Here is an 18,405-nt window from a genome sequence, read left to right on the forward strand (position 1 = left end):
CCTAGCGTCCCGCCTCGCCGCCGCTGGCTGCCAGGATGGCGTCCACGACGATCTTCATTTTCGAACCCAGCGACCCCTTCACCGCAACCACGTCCCCGGCCCTGAGCGCAGCGGCGACATCGCCCGCCAGCGCCGTCGAGTCCGGCCGGTGGACACCGCGCTGCGCCGGCGCGAGCCGCTGCCACAGGGCCTGCATGTGCGGACCGCACAGGAAGACCTGCGTCGCGCCGCTCGCCGCGACGGCCTCAGCGAGGCCCGCGTGATAGTCGTCCGCGCCCTCGCCCAGCTCGCGCATGTCGCCCAGCGCCAGCACCCGCCGCCCGCCCGCCTGCGGCTCGGTCCGTGCCAGGACGGCCAGCATCGCCCGCACCGAAACCGGATTGGCGTTGTAGCTTTCGTCCAGCAGCTCGATCGTGCCGCCACCGAACTTCAGCATGCGGCGTGCCCCGCGACCGGGCGAGGCCTTCACCCCGACCAGGATCGCCGCCGCCTTCTCCACGTCCGCGCCCAAGGCCTCGATGACAGCCAACGCGCCGATGCTGTTCAGCACCCAGTGCTCGCCGGCCGCGCCAAGGCGATACTCGATCCGGCGACCGTGGATCAAGGCTGCAACATCACTGCCGGAATCCTGCAGGTTGCAGGAGACAAGACGGGCTTCCGCAGCCCCGCTGCGACCGAAGCCGACGATGCGGGAAACCCCGAATTCGCGGGCTTTTCCGACGAGGCGTTCATAGTGCCGGCTGTCGCGATTGAGCACGGCAACTGCGCCTTCCGCCATCCCGGCGAACAGGCAGCCCTTCTCATCGGCGACCGCTTCCTCGCTGCCCATATGGCCGATATGGACTGGCCCGACATTGGTCACGATGCCGACATGCGCCTCGACCTGGCGGGCGAGCGGTTCGATTTCGCCGGGGTGATTCATGCCGATCTCGAACACCCCGTAGCGCGCGTCGCGCGGCAGGCGCGCAAGGCTGATGGGCACGCCGACATGGTTGTTGTAGCTCGCCACGCTGGCCGAGGTCAGCGCCTCGGCCGACAGCATCGCGCGCAGAGCGTCCTTCGTGCTGGTCTTGCCGACCGAACCGGTGACGCTGGCGATGCGCGCCCCGCTGCGGCGGCGCCCGGCGCGACCGAGTTCGACCAATGCCTTCATCGTGTCCGGAACGCGGACCAGCGTGCCCTTCGCACCCTCGACGTCGCGCGAGACGACGGCCGCCGCAGCCCCGCGCGACAGGGCGTCGGCGACGAAGCTGTGACCATCGGTCGTCTCGCCGCTCAGCGCGAAGAAGAGGTCGCCCTTTCCAACGGCACGGCTATCGAACGTCACGCCTGCGGCCTCGAACGGCGCGGTGATCGACGCCGCCGACAGAGCAGCCTGCACTTCGTCGGAGGTCCAGAGGGCACTCACGCCTCACCTCCGGCCAGCACGCGCGCCTCCTCGGCATCGTCGAAATGATGGGTGACGCCCTTGATCGTCTGGCCGGTCTCGTGGCCCTTGCCGGCTATCAGCAGCAGGTCGTCGGCGCTCGACAGCGCCTCCATGCCAGCGGCGATGGCGATGTGCCGGCCGTCGGCGATTTCGATCCAGTTGCGACGGTCGGCGGCGATGCCGCGCACGATCTCGGCGCGGATCGCGGCCGGCTCCTCGCTGCGCGGATTGTCGTCCGTCACGATCGCGAGGTCCGCAAGGCGTGTCGCGATCTCGCCCATCACCGGACGCTTTGCCCGGTCACGGTCACCGCCGCAGCCGAACACGACCACCAGCTTGCCGCGGGCAAAGGGCCGCAGGGTGCGCAGCACCGTCTCCAGCGCCTCGGGCTTGTGGGCATAGTCGACATAGACGGCCGCGCCCGAGCGATGGCGGGCCACGAGCTGCAGGCGACCGGGCGCGCCCGTCAGATGGGCAAGAGCCTCCACGGCGCGCGCCGGATCGCCGCCCGTCGCAACCACGAGGCCAAGGGCCGCAAGCGCGTTCGAAGCCTGGAAACCGCCGACCAGCGGCAGCTCGATCTCCCGGCGCGTGCCCATGACTTCCAGCACGAGGTGCTGTCCGGCCGGTGTCGGATCGTCGGCGAGCAGGCGGAACTCGTTGCCCTTCGCGCCGTAGGTCCAGAACCGGATGCCGCGCTGCCGGCAGACTACGCCGAGCGCCACGGCGCGATCGCTGTCGGCATTGACCACCGCCGTGCCGCCCGGTGGCAGAAGCACCTCGAACAGGCGCGCCTTGGCCGCGAAGTAGGCGTCCATCGAATGGTGATAGTCGAGATGCTCGTGCGTCAGGTTGGTGAAGGCTGCGGCCGCCAGGTGCAGCCCATCGAGCCGGTGCTGGTCGATCCCGTGGCTCGAGGCCTCGATGGCGAGGTGGGACACGCCTTCGCGCGCCAGCGTCGCCAGATCCTCGTGAAGTTGAACGGGATCGGGAGTCGTGAGGCCACCGTCGCGCACAAGGCCGGGCGACACGATACCCAGCGTGCCGACGCTTGCCGCCTTCAGCCCCATCGCCTCCCAGATCTGGCGGACGAAATGCACCGTCGAGGACTTGCCGTTGGTGCCGGTGACGGCGGCGATCGTGGCGGGCTGCAGGCCCGCGAAGGCCGAGGCCATCAACGCCACGCGACGTCGTGGATTGGCGTCGCGCACGACGACGATGCCGGGATCGAGTGGCGGCAACGCCGCATCGGACGCGGCCAGGATCGCGACGGCGCCACGCCGCACGGCATCGTCCACGAACGCAGCGCCGTCCCGCTGGCTGCCCGGAAGGGCCGCAAAGAGGTAGCCGGGCCGGATCTTGCGCGAGTCGAGCGTCAGGCCGGCTAGAACGGGATCGCGCGGCAGCGCGAAAGACGGCGCGATCGCGTCGGCGCTCCGGCGCATGAGCTCACTCAGACGCAACACGGCGCACTCCCGGACCAGGCGCCGCGGCCGTCTGGCCAGGCGCCGGCCGGACCGGCAGGGCCTTGCGATGGTCGCCGGGAGAGCGGCGCACGCTGGCCGGCACGAGTTGCGGCGGCGCGACGGACGCCGGCACCGGGGTCGAAGCGATCTCGATCGGCGGCAGGCCGTCCTTCAGATCGCCCGGCAGGATGCCGTAGAGCGACACCATCTGCTCGATGATGACCTTGACCGAAGGCGCCGCCACCCAGCCCGCCGTCGCATAGCCGCCGGTCTCGGGAAGTCCTTTCGGCTCGTCGAGCGAGACGATGATGACGAACTTCGGATCGTTCATCGGGAACGCGCCGACGAAGGAGCTGATCAGCGCCTTCTGGCGATAGCCGCCACGCCCCGGCTTCTCGGCCGTGCCGGTCTTGCCGCCGACCTCGTAGCCCGGAACGTTGGCATTCTTGCCCGTGCCCTCGACGGCGTTCAGGCGCAGGAGCTGGCGCATGTTCACCGAGGTCTTCTGCTGGATGACCCGCCGGCCCTTGTCGCTGGCGGCGTTACGCTTCACCAGCGAGGGCTGGTAGAGGATGCCGCCGTTGATCATCGCCGCCGAACCCATCGCCAGGTGCAGCGGCGTCACCGAAATACCGTGACCGAAGGCGATGGTCATGGTGTTGATCTTCATCCAATGGCGTGGCCAGAGGGGCCCCGCCACTTCCGGGAGCTGCGTCGAGACGGGCTTCAGGAATCCGATCTTGTCGAAGAAGGCCCGCTGCCCTTCCGGTCCCATGACCTCGACCGCCATCTTGGCCGAGCCGATATTGGAGGAGAACTTGAAGATCTCCGGCACCGACAACGGACGGCGCTGGGCGTGATCGTCGTTGATCGTGAAACGGTCGATCCTGATCGGCGACGTGGCGTCGAACACGCTGGTCATCGAGGCCTTGCCCGAATCGAGCGCCATCGCCGTGTTGAAGATCTTGAAGGTCGAACCCTGTTCGTAGACGCCGAGCGTAGCGCGGTTGAACAGCGCCTCGTTGGTAAGCGTCCGGGTGCTGTTGGGATTGTAGGTCGGCAGCGACGCCATGGCGAGAACCTCGCCGTTGGTCACGTCCATCACGATTGCGGTGGCGCCGATCGCCGAGAATTTCTGGACGGCGCGCGCGATCTCGCGCTCGACGATGCGCTGCAGGCGCAGGTCGATCGAGAGCTGCAGCGTCTCGCCGCTCTGGAGTTGCTGGTCGAAGTAGCGCTCGACGCCGGCCAGGCCCGAATTGTCCACGCTGGCATAACCCAGGATGTGGGCGGCAGCCGTTCCCTGCGGATAGATGCGCCGCTCCTCGGCCTGGAAGTCGAGGCCCGGGATGCCCAGCCGGTTGACCCGGTCGTGCTCGCGCGGGCTCAGTCCGCGCTTGATCCAGACGAAGGTCCGGTCACCTTCGAGCTTCTCGCGGACATCGTCGTACTTGAGATCCGGGAGCGCCGTCACGATCTTGCGCGCGGCCTCCTGCGGATCGATCAGCAGGTGCGGATTGACGAAGGCCGACATGACCGGGACCGACGTCGCGAGCACGGCGCCGTTGCGGTCCACGATGTCGGCACGCTCGGACTGGATCGAGCCGCCGCGGGCGGCGACGCGCTGCGTCGGCTCGGCGCCGTCGCGCAGCAGCGACACATAGCCCATGCGCAGGCCGACCGCCGTGAAGGCCAGGCCGAAGATCACCGATGCGATCACCAGCCGCTGGCGCGCCGTCTCCTGGGCATCGCCCTTCAGGCGATCCTGCGGCGAACCGTAACGCGCGCCGGCCGCCGCGTTCACCGCGGCGGCCGGTTCAGGCGACGCAGACTTTCGCCACAGCTTCACCGGGAACCCCCTTCATTTCGCGAGAGGATATCGTCGATGGAGACTGCGGCGCTCTGGCCGTCGCCAACCGGACCCGATGTTGCCGGCTCTTGGATCGAGGCCGGTCGAGGGGGCGTCGTGGGTCCGGGGGTACGCCTTGAAAGGGGTGCGGAGGCCGGCGAGGGGCTGCCGGCCTCCGCTGCGACGCGGCCACCACCACCGGGCAAAGTCGACGAGGGGACGTCGTTGCCCGTTCGTGGGGGGGAAGGAGGTGGTGGATCGCGCCGCGGGGGGACAGATTCGGGTTTGAGCTGATCGAGCCGGACGACCTGCTTGATGGACGCCGACTCGAGCTTGAGATGCCTCTGCGCGAGCGCTTCGATGCGCTCGGATTCGTTCAGATGAGCCCATTCGATTCGCAGGATGTGCGTGGCCTGCTGGCTCTCGATGATCTTCTGGTTGGTGCGGTCGATGCGCTCCTCGAGGTCCTGCACCTTGTACTTGACGGTGAACAGGCCCACGGCCGTGGCGACGGCGACGACCGACCAGAACAGGAGCCCGCGATGGATCATGCGCCGCCTCCGGCGCGAAGCTTCTCGGCGATCCGCAGGCGCGCCGAACGGGCTCGCGGATTGGCGGCAACCTCTTCATCGGACGGCAGCACCGGCTTGCGCGAGAGATCGCGCAGGCTGGCAGCCCGCGCACCCAGGCCCGGCGGCGCGTGGCGCGACGGGGCCGGCGTGCGACCGGCACGGGCGCGGACGAATTCCTTCACGGCGCGGTCTTCCAGCGAATGGAACGACACGACCGCGAGACGGCCGCCCGGCGCCAGCACCTGCTCGGCGGCGGCCAGGCCGCGCTCGAGTTCGCCCAGCTCGTCGTTCACCGCGATGCGCAGCGCCTGGAAGGTCCGCGTCGCCGGATCGCTCTCGTCCCTGCCCTGCGGCCCGACCGCGCGGCGCACGATCTCGGCCAGCTCGCCGGTGGTCTCGATCCGCTTGGCGCGGCGCGCCTCGACGATGCTGCGCGCCACGCGACGGCTGCGACGCTCTTCGCCGTAGCGCCAGATGATGTCGGCAAGGTCTGTTTCGTTTGTTTCGTTTACGAGGTCCGCCGCCGACGCACCACTCTTCTCCATGCGCATGTCGAGCGGGCCCGAGGCACGGAAGGAGAAGCCGCGATCGGCCTGGTCGAACTGCATCGACGACACGCCCAGATCGAGCGACACGCCGTCCACATCCTCAACGCCCTCGGCCGAGAGCAGCTCGGCCATGTCACCGAAGCGGCCCTCGATCAGGCGCAGTCGCGGCGCGTAGCGCTCGGCCAGCGCCTTGCCCGCGGCGATGGCGTCGGGGTCGCGGTCGATGGCGATGACCTGGCAATCGGCGCGATCGAGCATCGCGGTCGTGTAGCCGCCGGCGCCAAACGTGCCATCGAGGTAGCGGCCGCCGTCGCGCGGCTGCAGCGCATCGACGACTTCGCGCGCCATCACGGGAACATGGCGGGCGCCGCTCATGCGTCGGCCCCGCCCAGGCCGCGCACGAACGCCGCCATCTTCTCGCGCTCGGCCTCGCGGCGCGCCTGCCAGCGGCCGGGGTTCCAGAGCTGGAACTTGTCGACCTTGCCGACCAGCATCACGCCGTCGCCCGCATCGAGCGCCTGGACGAACTCGCCGGGCATCGTGAAACGGCCATCGGGCTCCAGCGAAATGGTGCGGGCTCCGGCCGACAGGTAGCCCGCCGGATCGAAGGCGTCGTCGTCGAGCGCGACCTTCAGCGAACCCTTTGGCCCCAGGGCTTCGGCGCGCAGGCGATCCAGCATGGCATCGAAACCCGCACGGGAGTTGCCGTTCACGAGGCCGGGGATGGTGGGGGAATGATAGAGAACGAAAGCGCCGCGATCGTCCGCAGGCAGTTCGTCGCGAAAAGCCGCGGGCAACAGAACCCGGCCTTTCTTGTCCATCTTGATCAGGATCTCGGACCGGAATGCCACGGCCCATCTCCCCTCTAGACCCGCTGCAGGTGCCCCACGCCCCTGCGTTGTCTGTTACACGGGATACAATGGGATATCATGGGAAGGTCCGGGATGCAATTATCAACGACAAGAATCCACAAGGAATCTGAACGACTTAGACACAACATCTATTGTGCGCTTGCACCATGCAAACGCAAGGGATTGTAGACGCGACTCGTCTCGCGGAATCGAAGGGGTCAGACGGCCTGTAAGCCGGGTTCTGTCCTCGCCCGAAAGCGATGGATGGCCATTCCTCTGGGACGCCCGTTACCGAACGCCTCGCGCGACCGACCCGGGCGACGACGCGGAAACACCGCTGCCGGTTGCCCGGCGTGTCGCCCCTATTTGGTCTTGCTCCCGGTGGGGTTTGCCGTGCCGCTTCCGTTGCCGGTCGCGCGGTGGGCTCTTACCCCACCGTTTCACCCTTGCCGTCCTGGCGAACCAGGCAGGCGGTCTGTTTTCTGTGGCACTTTCCCTGGGGTCGCCCCCGCCGGACGTTATCCGGCACCGTGTCTCCGTGGAGCCCGGACTTTCCTCACCCGCGCGGTTACCCGCCCGAGTGCAGCCATCCGGCCGTCTGACCCGGCGCCTGACTAGGCCGCCCGTCCCAGCGGGTCAAGCAGGCCGGCCAATCGCGAGCGCGTTTCGGGATCGATCATGCCGTCGACACGGTCTGCCCGGAAATGGCGCTGGAAGGCCTTCACGATCTCCTTCGGCGGCACGGCGAGCGGCGGTGCGTAGCCGTATCGCTGAAGCGCCTTGTGGAAGTCGCCATCGAGCGGCCGCGCGCCGGCCTTCGGCCACAGGCCGATCCCCTGCTCGGCCAGTCGCTTCCAGGGAAAGCGCCGGCCCGGATCGATCTTGCGCTGGGGGGCGATGTCGGAATGGCCGACGACGTTGCGCGGTTCGATGGCGGGATGGCGCATCAGGATCCCTCGGCACAATTCGACCAGCGCCGCGATCTGTTCGGGCGGATAGTCGTGCCGGTCGCCGTGCAGGTTGACGATCTCGATGCCGATCGAGGTGCCGTTCAGCGCCTCGCGGCCTCGCCACCAGGATTTTCCGGCGTGCCAGGCGGTGCGGTCCTCGGGCACGAGACGATAGGCGGTGCCGTCGAGATCGAGCACGTAGTGCGAGCTGACGCGGAGTTCACGCGTCGCATCGCGCAGGATGTCCAGCGACTCCTGCAGCGGGAGCTCGGTGTAGTGCAGCACGAGGATGTCGACACCGGCCCCGTCCGGCCGGGCCGCGTGGTTGGGCGACGGAAGATCGACGAACTTCACGCTCAGGCCGGGACGAGTCCGCGTTGCCTGCGCAGCCGGTCATAGGCGTCGTTGATCAGCGCGAGCTTGCGGTTGGCGACCGCGATCGCCTCCTTCGGCAGTCCCTGGGCCATCAGCCGGTCGGGATGGTTGGCGCGGACCTGACGCAGCCACGCCTCGCGGATCTGCTCGTCGGTCGCCATGGGGTCGATGCCCAGCACGACGCAGGGTTCGCATTCCACCGCGCCCAGCGCGGCGGCTTTCGCCCGTTCGAAGCGCGAGCTGGGCAGACCGAAGATGCTCGCGACCTTCGCGAGATAGTCGGCTTCCGCGGCATCGACCCTGCCGTCGGCCTGCGCGATGCTGAACAGACCCTCGATCACGTTTTCCAGGATCTCGGGTGCGTCGGGAAACAGCGCGGCGACCTGCCGGGCATAGGTCTCGAACCCGCCGGCATCGCGCTTGGCCAGATCGAAGAAGCGCTCGACGTTCGCTTCCTCGCCCGGCGGCACCTGGAAGAACTCGCGGAACGCCGCTCGCTCGGCCTCCGAGACCTCGCCGTCGACGCGCGCCATCTTTGCGCCCAGCGCGATGACGCCGATGGTGAAGCCGATCTGCCGCAGTCCGGGATGCCCGCCATCGTCCGCCGGTGGCGAGGACAGGCCGAGCAACCCGGCGATGCCGAGGCCGTTCATGCCTTCTACGATTTTGTCCCAGATCCTCATGCCGTGCCTTTATACCAGCAACGAACCGATTGCGACGCAGACCAGCAATCCCAGCGCCAGACGGCGGTAGAATTTCTCGCTGGCCAGCGGGAACAGGCGCTCGCCCACCACGCCGCCCAACATCACGGCCGGTGCGAGAAACAGGCCTTGCGCGCCAGTACTCCAGCCGATCAGGTCACGCGAGGCAAATGAGGCGAGGGCGATCAGGTCGACGAAGACGAAATAGGTCGTGAGATTGGCCCGCACGCGCGCGGCCGGCTCGTTGCCCGCCAGATAGTAGAAGGCGATCGGCGGACCGGCCATGCCCGAGAGTCCGTTCAGGAAGCCGCTGGTCGCCCCTGCCGCGACGGTCGTCGCCGCGTTCGGGCGTCCGGGAAAGCGCCAGCCGCTGGCCAGCAAGGCGACCGCGCCGAGGATGATGGCCGAGATCGCCCAACGCATCGGCTCGGGCTCGACGCCGGTCAGCGTGTGGGTGCCGAGCGGCACGGCGAGAGCCGCCGCCAGCAGCAGCAGGCCGATGCGCCGCCACTCGACCAGACGCACCACGCCGGGAACGAGCGGCAGGGCCACTGCGATTTCCAGCAGGAGGCAGAGGGCGATGCCGACCGCGGGCCCATAGAGCGCCGAGAAGACCGGCGTCATCAGCATCGCAGCGCCAAAACCGGCGAAGCCGCGCACCATGCCTGCAATGCAGGCAACGACCGCAGAAACGAGGAAGGTAGTACTCAACAAATCCGGCATTGCGGGCGGGACGCTAGCATTGCCGGAGTGCCGGGCGCGCATCATATAATGGAGGTCATGGCCTCAAAGAATCTCGCGGTTCCGGCTGCTCCCCTCCTGATGCCGTACATCCAGCGGCGGCCGGAGCTCGAAGGTGTAACGCCGAGACCGTTCAAGCTCGTGTCGGACTACACGCCCGCGGGAGACCAGCCCGAAGCGATCCGGCAACTCATTGCCGGCGTCGAGGCAGGCGAGCGCGACCAGGTTCTGCTGGGCGTCACCGGCTCGGGCAAGACCTTCACCATGGCCAACGTGATCGCGAGCCAGGGCCGGCCGGCGCTGGTGATGGCGCCCAACAAGACGCTGGCGGCGCAGCTCTATGCCGAGATGAAGGGCTTCTTCCCGGAGAACGCGGTCGAATACTTCGTCTCGTATTACGACTACTACCAGCCCGAAGCCTACGTACCGCGCACCGACACCTTCATCGAGAAGGACTCGTCGATCAACGAACAGATCGACCGAATGCGGCACTCCGCGACGCGCGCCCTGATGGAGCGCGACGACGTCATCATCGTGGCGTCGGTCTCCTGCATCTACGGCATCGGTCCGCTGGAGAACTACCAGGCGATGACCTTCCGGCTGCACAAGGGCCAGAAGATCGACCGTTCCTCCCTGCTCCGCCGCTTCGTCGAGCAGCAGTACAAGCGCAACGACAATGCCTTCCAGCGCGGCACCTTCCGGGTGCGCGGTGACACGATCGACCTGTTCCCGGCGCACTACGAGGACAAGGCCTGGCGCTTCGAGATGTTCGGCGACGAAATCGATTCGATCACCGAGTTCGATCCGCTGACCGGCGACAAGACGATCTCGCTGAACGACATCATCGTCTATGCCAACAGCCACTACGTGACGCCGAAGCCGACGATGCAGAAGGCGATCGACCAGATAAAGGCCGACCTGAAGCAGCGCCTCGAGGAGTTCAACCGCGCCGGCCGCTTGCTGGAGGCCCAGCGGCTGGAACAGCGAACGCTGTTCGACATCGAGATGCTGGAGACCACCGGCTCCTGCGCCGGCATCGAGAACTACTCGCGCTATCTGACGGGCCGCAAACCGGGTGAACCGCCACCGACCCTGTTCGAATACTTCCCGCAGAATTCGCTGCTGATCTGCGACGAGAGCCACGTCACCGTGCCGCAGATCGGCGGCATGTTCCGCGGCGACTTCAACCGCAAGAGCGTGCTCGCCGAATTCGGCTTCCGCCTGCCCTCGGCGATCGACAACCGGCCGCTCAAGTTCGAGGAATGGGACGCGCTGCGGCCGCAGACGACCTATGTCAGCGCCACCCCGGGCGACTGGGAGATGGAGCGCACCCAGGGCATCTTCATCGAGCAGGTGATCCGTCCGACCGGCCTGATCGATCCGACCGTGCTCATCCGCCCCGTGGAGAAGCAGGTCGACGACCTGATCGCCGAGTGCAAGGACTGCGCGAAGAAGGGCCAGCGGGTGCTGGTCACCGTGCTCACCAAGCGCATGGCCGAGGATCTGGTCGAGTACATGCACGAGTCCGGCATCCGCTGCCGCTACCTGCATTCCGACATCGACACGCTGGAGCGCATCGAGATCATCCGCGACCTGCGGCTCGGCGCCTTCGACGTGCTGGTCGGCATCAACCTGCTGCGCGAGGGGCTCGACATTCCCGAATGCGCCCTGGTCGCCATCCTCGATGCCGACAAGGAGGGCTTCCTGCGCTCGCCCACCTCGCTCGTCCAGACGATCGGCCGCGCCGCGCGCAACGTCGAGGGCCGGGTCATCCTCTACGCCGACAAGATGACGGACTCGATCAAGTACGCCATGGCCGAGACCGACCGCCGCCGCGCCAAGCAGACCGCCTACAACGAGGAGCACGGCATCACGCCCGCCTCGGTGAAGCGCAACATCGCCGAGATCCTGCAGTCGACCGCGGAGCGCGACCACTACACCGTGGATACCGGCGTCTCGGGCGACGTTCATCTGGTCGGGCACAATCTCCGCACCCACATCGCCGAGCTCGAGAAGCGCATGCGCGCCGCCGCCGCCGACCTCGAATTCGAGGAGGCCGGCCGCCTGCGCGACGAGATCCGGCGCCTCGAGGCCCACGAACTCGAACTGCCGGGGCAGGCCGCCAGCGCCAATGTCGGCGTCCATCTCGGCAAGATGCAGCATTCGCGGGTGTTCCGCGGCGTCCGCACGGGTTCGGGCGGCCGCGGCAAGCCGGCACGGCGCAGCGGCCGGTAGCGAACCGAGTGCCGACAATTTCGCCTGACCGTGTCTCGTCGAGAGTTTTCTCGCCCGCCTGAACCCGGTCGTTATAGTCCCGGCGCATGCCCGCCGCGCCGACCGACCTTCGTCGCTACCTCACCGCCCTCGCCTCGCTGACGCTGATCCAGGTCATCTCGACGATGGTCTTCAACCAGGCCTCGGTGCTGGCGCCCGCCGCCGCCGCCGAGTTCGGCGTCGCCGCCGCGGATGTCGCCTACTACGTGTCGATCGTCTATCTCGCGGCGATGATCTCGACCGTGGGCGGCGGCCCGCTCACCCGTCGGCTGGGACCGATCCGCTTCATCCAGACCGGGCTCACCATCGCGGCGCTGGGCTCCTTCGTCTTCGCGACGGGCGGCGTCGCGATGGCCGCCCTCTCGGCCTTCATCGTCGGGCTGGGCTCGGGCCCACTCACCATCGCCAGCTCGCATATCCTGGCCCGCGTGTCGCCGCCGCGCCTGGCAAACGTCACCTTCTCGCTGAAGCAGAGCGGCGTGCCCGTCGGCTTCGCGATCTGCGGCGCCGTGCTGCCGACCCTCGCGCTCGATTTCGGCTGGCGCTGGGCCGCGGCCTCGGTCGGCTTCCTCTCGATCGTCGCAGCCGCGGCCATGCAGCCCTTGCGCGCCCTTTACGACGACGAGCGCAGCGTCGGCCCGGCGCGCCTGCCGACGCTGGCGGAAATCTTCGAGCCGCTGCAGCTCGCCTGGCGCGACCCGATCCTGCGGCCGATGTGCTTCATCGGCATGCTGTTCTCGGCGACACAGGCGATCGTCGTGAACTTCACCGTCGTCTACGCCGTCGATGGCTTGCAGATGTCCTACGTGCTTGCCGGTGCGCTGCTCTCGGCGGCAACGGTCGCCGGCGCCTTCGGTCGTGTCTTCTGGGGCGCGCTCGCCGACCTGCTGCGCCGGCCGTCGGCTGTGCTGGCGGGCATCGGCGCCATCATCGCGATGGCCGCGACCGTGATGGCGTTCTCGACGCCCGCCTGGCCCACCGGCGCCGTCTACATCGTCTGCACGATCCTGGGTGGCACCGCCGTCGGCTGGAACGGGGTGTTCATCGCCGAGAGCGCGTCGCGGGCGCCGCCGGGACGGGCGGCGGAATTTACCGGGGCAACGCAGCTCTTCGTGTTCTGCGGTGCACTCCTGTCGCCGCTCCTCTTTCGCTCCGTGCTGGCCATCACCGGCGTCTACGAGGCGGGCTATCTGCTGCTGGCCGCCGGCGTGGCGACGGCGTCGTTCTTCCTCGGCCGGGCGGCGCTGCGCGGCGCATAGTTCATTCGTCCTTCAGGGCGCTTTCGTGCCAGCGGCGCAGCAGCAGGTGTGAGACCAGCGACAGCAGCAGGTAGATCGCGATGCCCGCCGCGGAGATCAGCACCAGGGCCGCGAACATGCGCGGGATCTTGAGCTGATAGCCCGATTCGAGGATGCGGTAGGCGAGGCCCGATTCCCGCCCGCCCGAGCCCGCGACGAACTCGGCCACGACCGCGCCGATCAGCGCCAGTCCGCCCGAGATGCGCAGGCCTCCCAGGAAGTACGGCAGCGCCGCCGGCAGGCGTAGATCGAGCAGCGTACGCCAGCGGCTCGCGCCATAGAGTTCGAACAGGTCGAGCAGGTTGCGGTCGACCGAGCGCAGGCCCAGCACGGTGTTGGACAGGATCGGGAAGAAAGCCACCAGCCAGGCGCAGATCAGCAGCGAGACGTTGACGTCGTCGACCCAGGCGATGATCAGCGGCGCGATGGCCACGATCGGCGTCACCTGCAGGATGATGGCGTAGGGAAAGAGCGACAGTTCGATCCAGCGAGACAGCGAGAACAGCAGCGCCAGCAGGATGCCGACCACCACCGCGGCCAGCAAAGCCTCGAGGGTGATGCGCAGCGTCACGAGGAGTGCGGGCCAGAGCGTGCCCCAGTCCGATATCAACGTCTTCGTCACCAGGATCGGTCCCGGCAGGATGTAGGGCGGGATCGCCATTGCCCGGACGAGGCCCTCCCACAGCGCCAGCATGACGAGCCCCATCAGAACCGGCGCGACGATGCGGGCGCTCATGGGATCATCCCCAGCCTCATCCTGAGGAGCGACGCGCAGCGTCGCGTCTCGAAGGATGGGATCAGGCGAAGCGTTTGCAGCCCATACCTCGAGACGCCGGGCTTCGCCCGGCTCCTCAGCATGAGGACGTGCTCTAAAGGATGGGCTCTCATGCCACCGTCGCTTCCGAGAGCCGCGCCGAAGTGAGGCGGCAGAGGGCGGCATAGTCGGCGGAGGTGCCGAAGGCTTCGCTGCGCGGATAGGGCGCCGAAATGGCGAGTTCGGAGCGCATGCGGCCGGGGCGTGCGCTCATCACCACAATGCGCTGGGACAGGAACACGGATTCGAACACCGAATGGGTCACGAACACGACGGTGAAGCGCGTGCGTTGCCACAGCTCCAGGAGATCGGTGTTGAGCTGGCGCCGCGTGATCTCGTCGAGCGCGGCGAAGGGCTCGTCCATGAGCAGGAGCTTGGGTGCTGTGACCAGCGCGCGCGCGATCGAAACGCGCATCTTCATGCCGCCGGACAGTTCGCGCGGATAGCTCTTCTCGAAGCCTACGAGCCCCACGCCCGCCAGCGCGTCAGCGGCGCGCGCCTCGCGTTCGGAACGCACCACTCCGCGCAGCTTCAGTGGCAGGGCGACGTTTGCCAGCGCCGTCGTCCACGGCATCAGGGTCGGTTCCTGGAAGACGAAGCCCAGGTCAGGCCTTCCCTGGGGCCAATCGATCGTGCCGGCGGTCGGCACGGCAAGCCCCGCGATCAGGCGCAGCAGCGTCGATTTTCCGCAGCCCGAGGGGCCGAGCACGCTCAGGAATTCCCCGGCCTCGATGTCGAGCGACGCACCATCCAGCGCCCGGACGCCGTTCGCGAAGACCTGTGAGACGTCGCGGACGCGGACGAGCGGCATCAATCCGCGGGCAGGGTCAGATCGAGGCGCGTTGCCCAGACCGGCAACGGAAGCGAGTCCCGCGCGGCGAGGTTGGCCGGCAGCGCCGCGCGATCGGTCACCCTGGCGAACGGCAGGACGAGGCCGGCGCGCACGCCGAATACCGCGTCGCCATCGAGATGCGCGTCATCCTCGGGGAAGAACTCGGTGATCAGCGGCGGATGGCCGGGCGCCTGGACGATCATGTGCAGATGCGCCGGCCGCCAGGCATCGCGGCCCAGAATGCGCAGCATGTCGCCGGCCGGCCCGTCGTCGGGCACCTTGTAGGAGACCGGCCGCACGGTGGTGAAGGCGAAGGTGCCATCCTCGGCCACCGCGAGACGCGCGTGATAGTTGGTCGGCGATTGCGCGGCGTCCTGCTGGGCGTAGAGGCCGTTGCCGGCATTCTGCCAGATCGCCAACACGGTGCCTTTCGCCGGCGCTCCCTTTCCATCGACGACGCGACCGCTCACGACCAGCGGCTCGCCCACCTGGCCGTGCCACAGGTCGCCGCCGTTCGGCAGCGCCGGCGCACCTTCGATATGGAACGGGCCGAGCACGGACGACGGCGTGCCGTTGCCGGCGGCGTTCACCATGTCCACGAGCGACGACACGCCGAGCAGATCGGAGAACAGGATGTATTCATTGCGCTTGTCGTCGGTGAACCGGGTGGCGCGCGTGAGGGCATCGATGGCGGCGCCCCACTCCGCCTGCGTCACCTTGTTGTCGCGCACGAAGCTGTGCAGGTGGCCGGCCAGGGAGACCAGCAGCGTCCGTGCGCGCTCGGACGGCGCGTTGCGCGCATAGTCGGCGAAGGCCTGGGTGATCGAGGTCGGGGTGAGATTGCGCATGAACGCTCCTGGGATCGGGGCCTCGGCCCGTTACCGCGGCGCTCTCAACAGAGCGTCGTAGTCGGCGCGCAGCAGCGCGAACAGCAGGTGGTCGGCCCACTGGCCGTTGATCCGCAGATACTGCCGGGCCAGCCCCTCCTCGTGGAAACCGACCTTGGTCAGCACGGCCTTGGAAGGCTCGTTGTGCGGCAGGCAGGCGGCTTCGAGCCGGTGCAGGCGGAGATCATCGAAGACAAATGGCAGGGTGGCGCGCAACCCGTCGGTCATCAGGCCCCGGCCGGCATAGGGTTGGCCCATCCAGTAGCCGACGGAGGCGGCCTGGGCGACGCCGCGGCGGACATTGCTGAGGTTGATGCCGCCGACCAGCCGCCGGCCCTCGTTGGTGAAGACGAACAGGCCGTAGGCCTCCCCCGACCGCCATTCCTTGATCTGCTGCCGCAGCCGGCGCCGGAAATGATCTCGCGCCAGCGAATCCTCTGGCCAGGTGGGTTCCCAGGGGGTCAGGAAGGCCCGGCTGCGGGCGCGCAACTCGGCCCATTCCGGCCAATCGTCCATGCTCGGCGCACGCAGGAACACGCGCTTCCCGGTGATCCGGGTCATCCCTGACAGCGACAATGGGACGTCGGCAAAGCGAAACATTTCAGGCTATGGTAATGGTTCTTCGCAAGTCTTGCATGTTTTCCGAAGTTTGACGTAGGAAATCGAGACGGTCCATTGTGCCCGTCGGCGCCAGGTGAGCCGCCGCCATTTGGCCAGACGGGCGTACTACATCCCCACATCGCAACTTCCAAAAGTCTTCGAGGCACATCGGTCATGGAATCGGCTAGCAAACCCAATGTCGGCGAAAAGGGCAGATTCTATCTGACCAAGCACATCTGGCTTCCGCAGCAGCCGCTGGAGGACTTCAACCTCAAGCTCTCCGACATGATCCTGCGGAACATGCCGAAGCTGCCGCTGGGGGGCGAGGACGCGCTGAAGGCCTTCCCGGTCCTGGGTGAACTCAAGAAGAGCCACGCCAAGATCAAGGCCGACCTCGACTACCTGCTGAGCCACCACGAAGAGATCCCGGCCCTCCACGAGGTCCATCCGCGAGACCTCTACGTCCCGGGTCGTGCCTGGCGTACCTTCCTGCTGAAGCTGTGGGGCCACGAAGTGAAGGAGAATGCGGCGGCGGTGCCCGACACGATGGCCGCCATCGCCAGGATTCCCGGCGTCCACTCCGCGCTGTTCAGCATCCTGGCCGGCCGCGCCGAGATCGAGCCGCACCGGGGGTCCGCTGCCGGCGTGATCCGCTTCCACTATCCGCTGATCGTGCCGAAGGAACCCGAGAAGTGCTGGATCGAGATCGGCGGCCACCACTTCTTCTGGCGGGAAGGCGAGCCGCTGGTGTTCGACGACACGCGCGAACACTGGGTGAAGAACCAGACCGACGAGACGCGCGTCGTGCTGATCATCGACTTCAACGCCCCGATGCCCTTCCCGGTGAACCTCTACACCGGCCTGCGCTACAACATCGTCCGCCGCAGCACCGAAGTCCTCACCGTCATCGAACGCGCCTCGATCGGCGTCCCGCCCCGCACGGCAGCCCAACCCGACTTGGCGCACGCTGCCTAAATGGAGCGCGCCACTCCAGTGGCGCCCTTCTCATGATTCACGAGCGCAACTGGAGCGACGCGCTCCAATAATAACGACGATCAGGCAGCGAGACGCGAGGCGATCTTGTCGAGGGATTCGAGGCCGTGGATCGGGCCCAGGGCGGCAAGCGTGAGTTCGCCCTGCAGGAGGCGGCGGGCGACGCGGCGGACGGCGTCCTGATCGACCGCCTCGATGCGGGACACGATCTCGGCGTAGGGAATGGTGCGGCCGTGGACGATCAGGTGGCGCGCCGCCTGCTCGCAACGAGCGCCGCTCGATTCCAGCGCCATCAGCGTGCCGGCCTTGATCTGGTTGCGGGCGCGCACGAGTTCCTGCTCGTTCAGCGTATCGGCCACGGTGACGAACTCCTCGCACACCGCCGGCACAAGTTCGGCCAGATCGTCCTCGCCGGTGCCGGCGTAGATGCCGAACAGGCCGCCATCGGCATAGGCCGTGTTGAAGCAATGGATCCCGTAGACCAGTCCCCGCTCCTCGCGGATTCGCTGGAACAGGCGCGAGGACATGCCGCCGCCGAACAGGGTCGAGTAGATGGCGAGCGCGAAATAGTCGGGGTCGCGGTAGCCGATGCCCTCGCAGCCCAGCACGAGATGCGCCTGTTCGAGCACCCTCTGCTCGCGGCCGTCGCCGCCGACATAGGCCAGAGGCACCGGCTGCGCCGCATTGGCCGGCGTGCGTGCCACCGAGCCGAAATGCTTCTCGGCGAGATCGACGATCTGGTCGTGCTCGACCCGACCCGCGGCTGACAGGACCATGTTCCCGGCCGTGTAGTGGCGCGCAAGATAGGCGAAGAGATCGTCACGGCCGATCGCCTCGACCGACGTGGCGGTGCCCAGCACCGGCCGGCCGAGCGGCTGGCCCGGCAACGCGGTCTCCTGGAACTGGTCGAAGATGAGATCGTCGGGCGTGTCGAGCGCCTGGCCGATCTCCTGCAGGATGACGCCGCGCTCGCGCTGCAACTCGTCGGGGTCGAACACCGAGTTGCGCAGGATGTCCGAGACCATCTCGATGCCCAGCGCCACGTCCTCCTTGAGGACGGAGGCGTGATAGGCGGTGATCTCGCGGCCCGTGTAGGCGTTCAGGCTGCCGCCGACATTCTCGATCTCTTCCGCGATGGCTCGGGCGCTGCGGGTGCGCGTGCCCTTGAACGCCATGTGCTCCAGCATGTGGGCCATGCCGTTCAGCTCGGCGGTCTCGTGGCGCG

The 18,405-nt window shown here is 67.8% G+C and carries 17 protein-coding genes and 1 other RNA gene; 3 read left to right on the forward strand and 15 right to left on the reverse strand.

Features of this window, described 5'->3' with window-relative positions; genetic code table 11:
* Position 1 precedes the first annotated feature (1 nt).
* The 10 genes from murF to Q0Q48_RS27625 all read right to left on the reverse strand — a co-directional run bounded on the left by murF (position 2) and on the right by Q0Q48_RS27625 (position 9,455).
* Positions 2–1,408, reverse strand: coding sequence for a UDP-N-acetylmuramoyl-tripeptide--D-alanyl-D-alanine ligase (gene murF / locus Q0Q48_RS27580; protein WP_295145543.1), 1,407 nt, complete (start codon positions 1,406–1,408; stop codon positions 2–4).
* The gene (locus Q0Q48_RS27585) at positions 1,405–2,895 is read right to left on the reverse strand and encodes a UDP-N-acetylmuramoyl-L-alanyl-D-glutamate--2,6-diaminopimelate ligase (protein WP_295145545.1); all 1,491 of its coding nucleotides are present in this window, start codon (positions 2,893–2,895) and stop codon (positions 1,405–1,407) included. The genes murF and Q0Q48_RS27585 overlap by 4 nt, the downstream gene beginning before the upstream one ends.
* Positions 2,879–4,744 carry a penicillin-binding protein 2 gene (locus Q0Q48_RS27590; protein WP_295145547.1) on the reverse strand — a complete coding sequence of 622 codons (1,866 nt, stop codon included), beginning with the start codon at positions 4,742–4,744 and terminating at the stop codon, positions 2,879–2,881. Before Q0Q48_RS27590 ends, Q0Q48_RS27585 begins: the two co-directional genes overlap by 17 nt.
* Complete coding sequence (locus tag Q0Q48_RS27595; protein WP_295145549.1) at positions 4,741–5,295, reverse strand: hypothetical protein; 555 nt, start codon at positions 5,293–5,295, stop codon at positions 4,741–4,743. Before Q0Q48_RS27595 ends, Q0Q48_RS27590 begins: the two co-directional genes overlap by 4 nt.
* On the reverse strand, positions 5,292–6,239 hold the full coding sequence (gene rsmH / locus Q0Q48_RS27600; RefSeq protein ID WP_366915317.1) for a 16S rRNA (cytosine(1402)-N(4))-methyltransferase RsmH: 948 nt from the start codon (positions 6,237–6,239) through the stop codon (positions 5,292–5,294). Before rsmH ends, Q0Q48_RS27595 begins: the two co-directional genes overlap by 4 nt.
* Positions 6,236–6,715 carry a hypothetical protein gene (locus tag Q0Q48_RS27605; RefSeq protein WP_295145550.1) on the reverse strand — a complete coding sequence of 160 codons (480 nt, stop codon included), beginning with the start codon at positions 6,713–6,715 and terminating at the stop codon, positions 6,236–6,238. Before Q0Q48_RS27605 ends, rsmH begins: the two co-directional genes overlap by 4 nt.
* Before the next feature lie 214 nt (positions 6,716–6,929).
* Positions 6,930–7,317, reverse strand: an RNA gene (gene rnpB, locus Q0Q48_RS27610) — RNase P RNA component class A.
* 12 nt (positions 7,318–7,329) lie between these two features.
* A complete protein-coding gene (locus Q0Q48_RS27615; protein ID WP_295145551.1) occupies positions 7,330–8,019 on the reverse strand; it encodes an N-acetylmuramoyl-L-alanine amidase in 690 nt (229 codons plus the stop codon).
* Positions 8,020–8,021: 2 nt separating this feature from the next.
* The gene (locus Q0Q48_RS27620) at positions 8,022–8,723 is read right to left on the reverse strand and encodes a molecular chaperone DjiA (RefSeq protein WP_295145552.1); all 702 of its coding nucleotides are present in this window, start codon (positions 8,721–8,723) and stop codon (positions 8,022–8,024) included.
* Positions 8,724–8,732: 9 nt separating this feature from the next.
* On the reverse strand, positions 8,733–9,455 hold the full coding sequence (locus Q0Q48_RS27625; protein WP_295145553.1) for a sulfite exporter TauE/SafE family protein: 723 nt from the start codon (positions 9,453–9,455) through the stop codon (positions 8,733–8,735).
* On the opposite strand from Q0Q48_RS27625, the gene uvrB reads away from it, so the two are divergent.
* Both uvrB and Q0Q48_RS27635 read left to right on the forward strand, forming a co-directional pair.
* Positions 9,339–11,717: an excinuclease ABC subunit UvrB gene (gene uvrB / locus Q0Q48_RS27630; RefSeq protein ID WP_295145566.1), complete on the forward strand. Its 2,379-nt coding sequence runs from the start codon at positions 9,339–9,341 to the stop codon at positions 11,715–11,717. The two genes, Q0Q48_RS27625 and uvrB, sit on opposite strands and share 117 nt — an antisense overlap.
* Before the next feature lie 86 nt (positions 11,718–11,803).
* On the forward strand, positions 11,804–13,015 hold the full coding sequence (locus tag Q0Q48_RS27635; protein ID WP_295145554.1) for an MFS transporter: 1,212 nt from the start codon (positions 11,804–11,806) through the stop codon (positions 13,013–13,015).
* Position 13,016: 1 nt separating this feature from the next.
* Here the strand turns inward: Q0Q48_RS27635 and Q0Q48_RS27640 are convergent, their stop codons facing one another.
* The 4 genes from Q0Q48_RS27640 to Q0Q48_RS27655 form a co-directional block, all read right to left on the reverse strand.
* Positions 13,017–13,790: an ABC transporter permease gene (locus Q0Q48_RS27640; RefSeq protein ID WP_295145555.1), complete on the reverse strand. Its 774-nt coding sequence runs from the start codon at positions 13,788–13,790 to the stop codon at positions 13,017–13,019.
* 148 nt (positions 13,791–13,938) lie between these two features.
* On the reverse strand, positions 13,939–14,679 hold the full coding sequence (locus tag Q0Q48_RS27645) for an ABC transporter ATP-binding protein (protein ID WP_295145557.1): 741 nt from the start codon (positions 14,677–14,679) through the stop codon (positions 13,939–13,941).
* A complete protein-coding gene (locus tag Q0Q48_RS27650; RefSeq protein WP_295145559.1) occupies positions 14,679–15,548 on the reverse strand; it encodes a dioxygenase in 870 nt (289 codons plus the stop codon). The genes Q0Q48_RS27645 and Q0Q48_RS27650 overlap by 1 nt, the downstream gene beginning before the upstream one ends.
* 30 nt (positions 15,549–15,578) lie before the next feature.
* Entirely contained in the window at positions 15,579–16,148 is a 570-nt protein-coding gene (locus tag Q0Q48_RS27655) for a GNAT family protein (protein WP_295145560.1), read from the reverse strand.
* A gap of 213 nt (positions 16,149–16,361) precedes the next feature.
* Here Q0Q48_RS27655 and Q0Q48_RS27660 point away from each other — a divergent pair, with 213 nt between their 5' ends.
* The gene (locus Q0Q48_RS27660) at positions 16,362–17,162 is read left to right on the forward strand and encodes an aspartyl/asparaginyl beta-hydroxylase domain-containing protein (protein WP_295145561.1); all 801 of its coding nucleotides are present in this window, start codon (positions 16,362–16,364) and stop codon (positions 17,160–17,162) included.
* An 80-nt stretch (positions 17,163–17,242) separates the two neighbouring features.
* Here the strand turns inward: Q0Q48_RS27660 and Q0Q48_RS27665 are convergent.
* Positions 17,243–18,405 (reverse strand): pitrilysin family protein (locus Q0Q48_RS27665; protein ID WP_295145563.1); only part of this gene is annotated, 1,163 nt, incomplete at its 5' end.

It is taken from the genome of uncultured Reyranella sp., assembly GCF_945957355.1.
In the GTDB taxonomy this organism is placed as follows: Bacteria; Pseudomonadota; Alphaproteobacteria; order Reyranellales; family Reyranellaceae; genus Reyranella.

Coding starts and splice junctions, on each gene's coding strand:
- Q0Q48_RS27595 (WP_295145549.1), bottom strand. CDS start 5,295: ATGATCCATCGCGGGCTCCTGTTCTGGTCGGTCGTCGCCGTCGCCACG.
- rsmH (WP_366915317.1), bottom strand. CDS start 6,239: ATGAGCGGCGCCCGCCATGTTCCCGTGATGGCGCGCGAAGTCGTCGAT.
- Q0Q48_RS27620 (WP_295145552.1), bottom strand. CDS start 8,723: ATGAGGATCTGGGACAAAATCGTAGAAGGCATGAACGGCCTCGGCATC.
- Q0Q48_RS27635 (WP_295145554.1), top strand. CDS start 11,804: ATGCCCGCCGCGCCGACCGACCTTCGTCGCTACCTCACCGCCCTCGCC.
- Q0Q48_RS27640 (WP_295145555.1), bottom strand. CDS start 13,790: ATGAGCGCCCGCATCGTCGCGCCGGTTCTGATGGGGCTCGTCATGCTG.
- Q0Q48_RS27645 (WP_295145557.1), bottom strand. CDS start 14,679: ATGCCGCTCGTCCGCGTCCGCGACGTCTCACAGGTCTTCGCGAACGGC.
- Q0Q48_RS27650 (WP_295145559.1), bottom strand. CDS start 15,548: ATGCGCAATCTCACCCCGACCTCGATCACCCAGGCCTTCGCCGACTAT.
- Q0Q48_RS27655 (WP_295145560.1), bottom strand. CDS start 16,148: ATGACCCGGATCACCGGGAAGCGCGTGTTCCTGCGTGCGCCGAGCATG.
- Q0Q48_RS27660 (WP_295145561.1), top strand. CDS start 16,362: ATGGAATCGGCTAGCAAACCCAATGTCGGCGAAAAGGGCAGATTCTAT.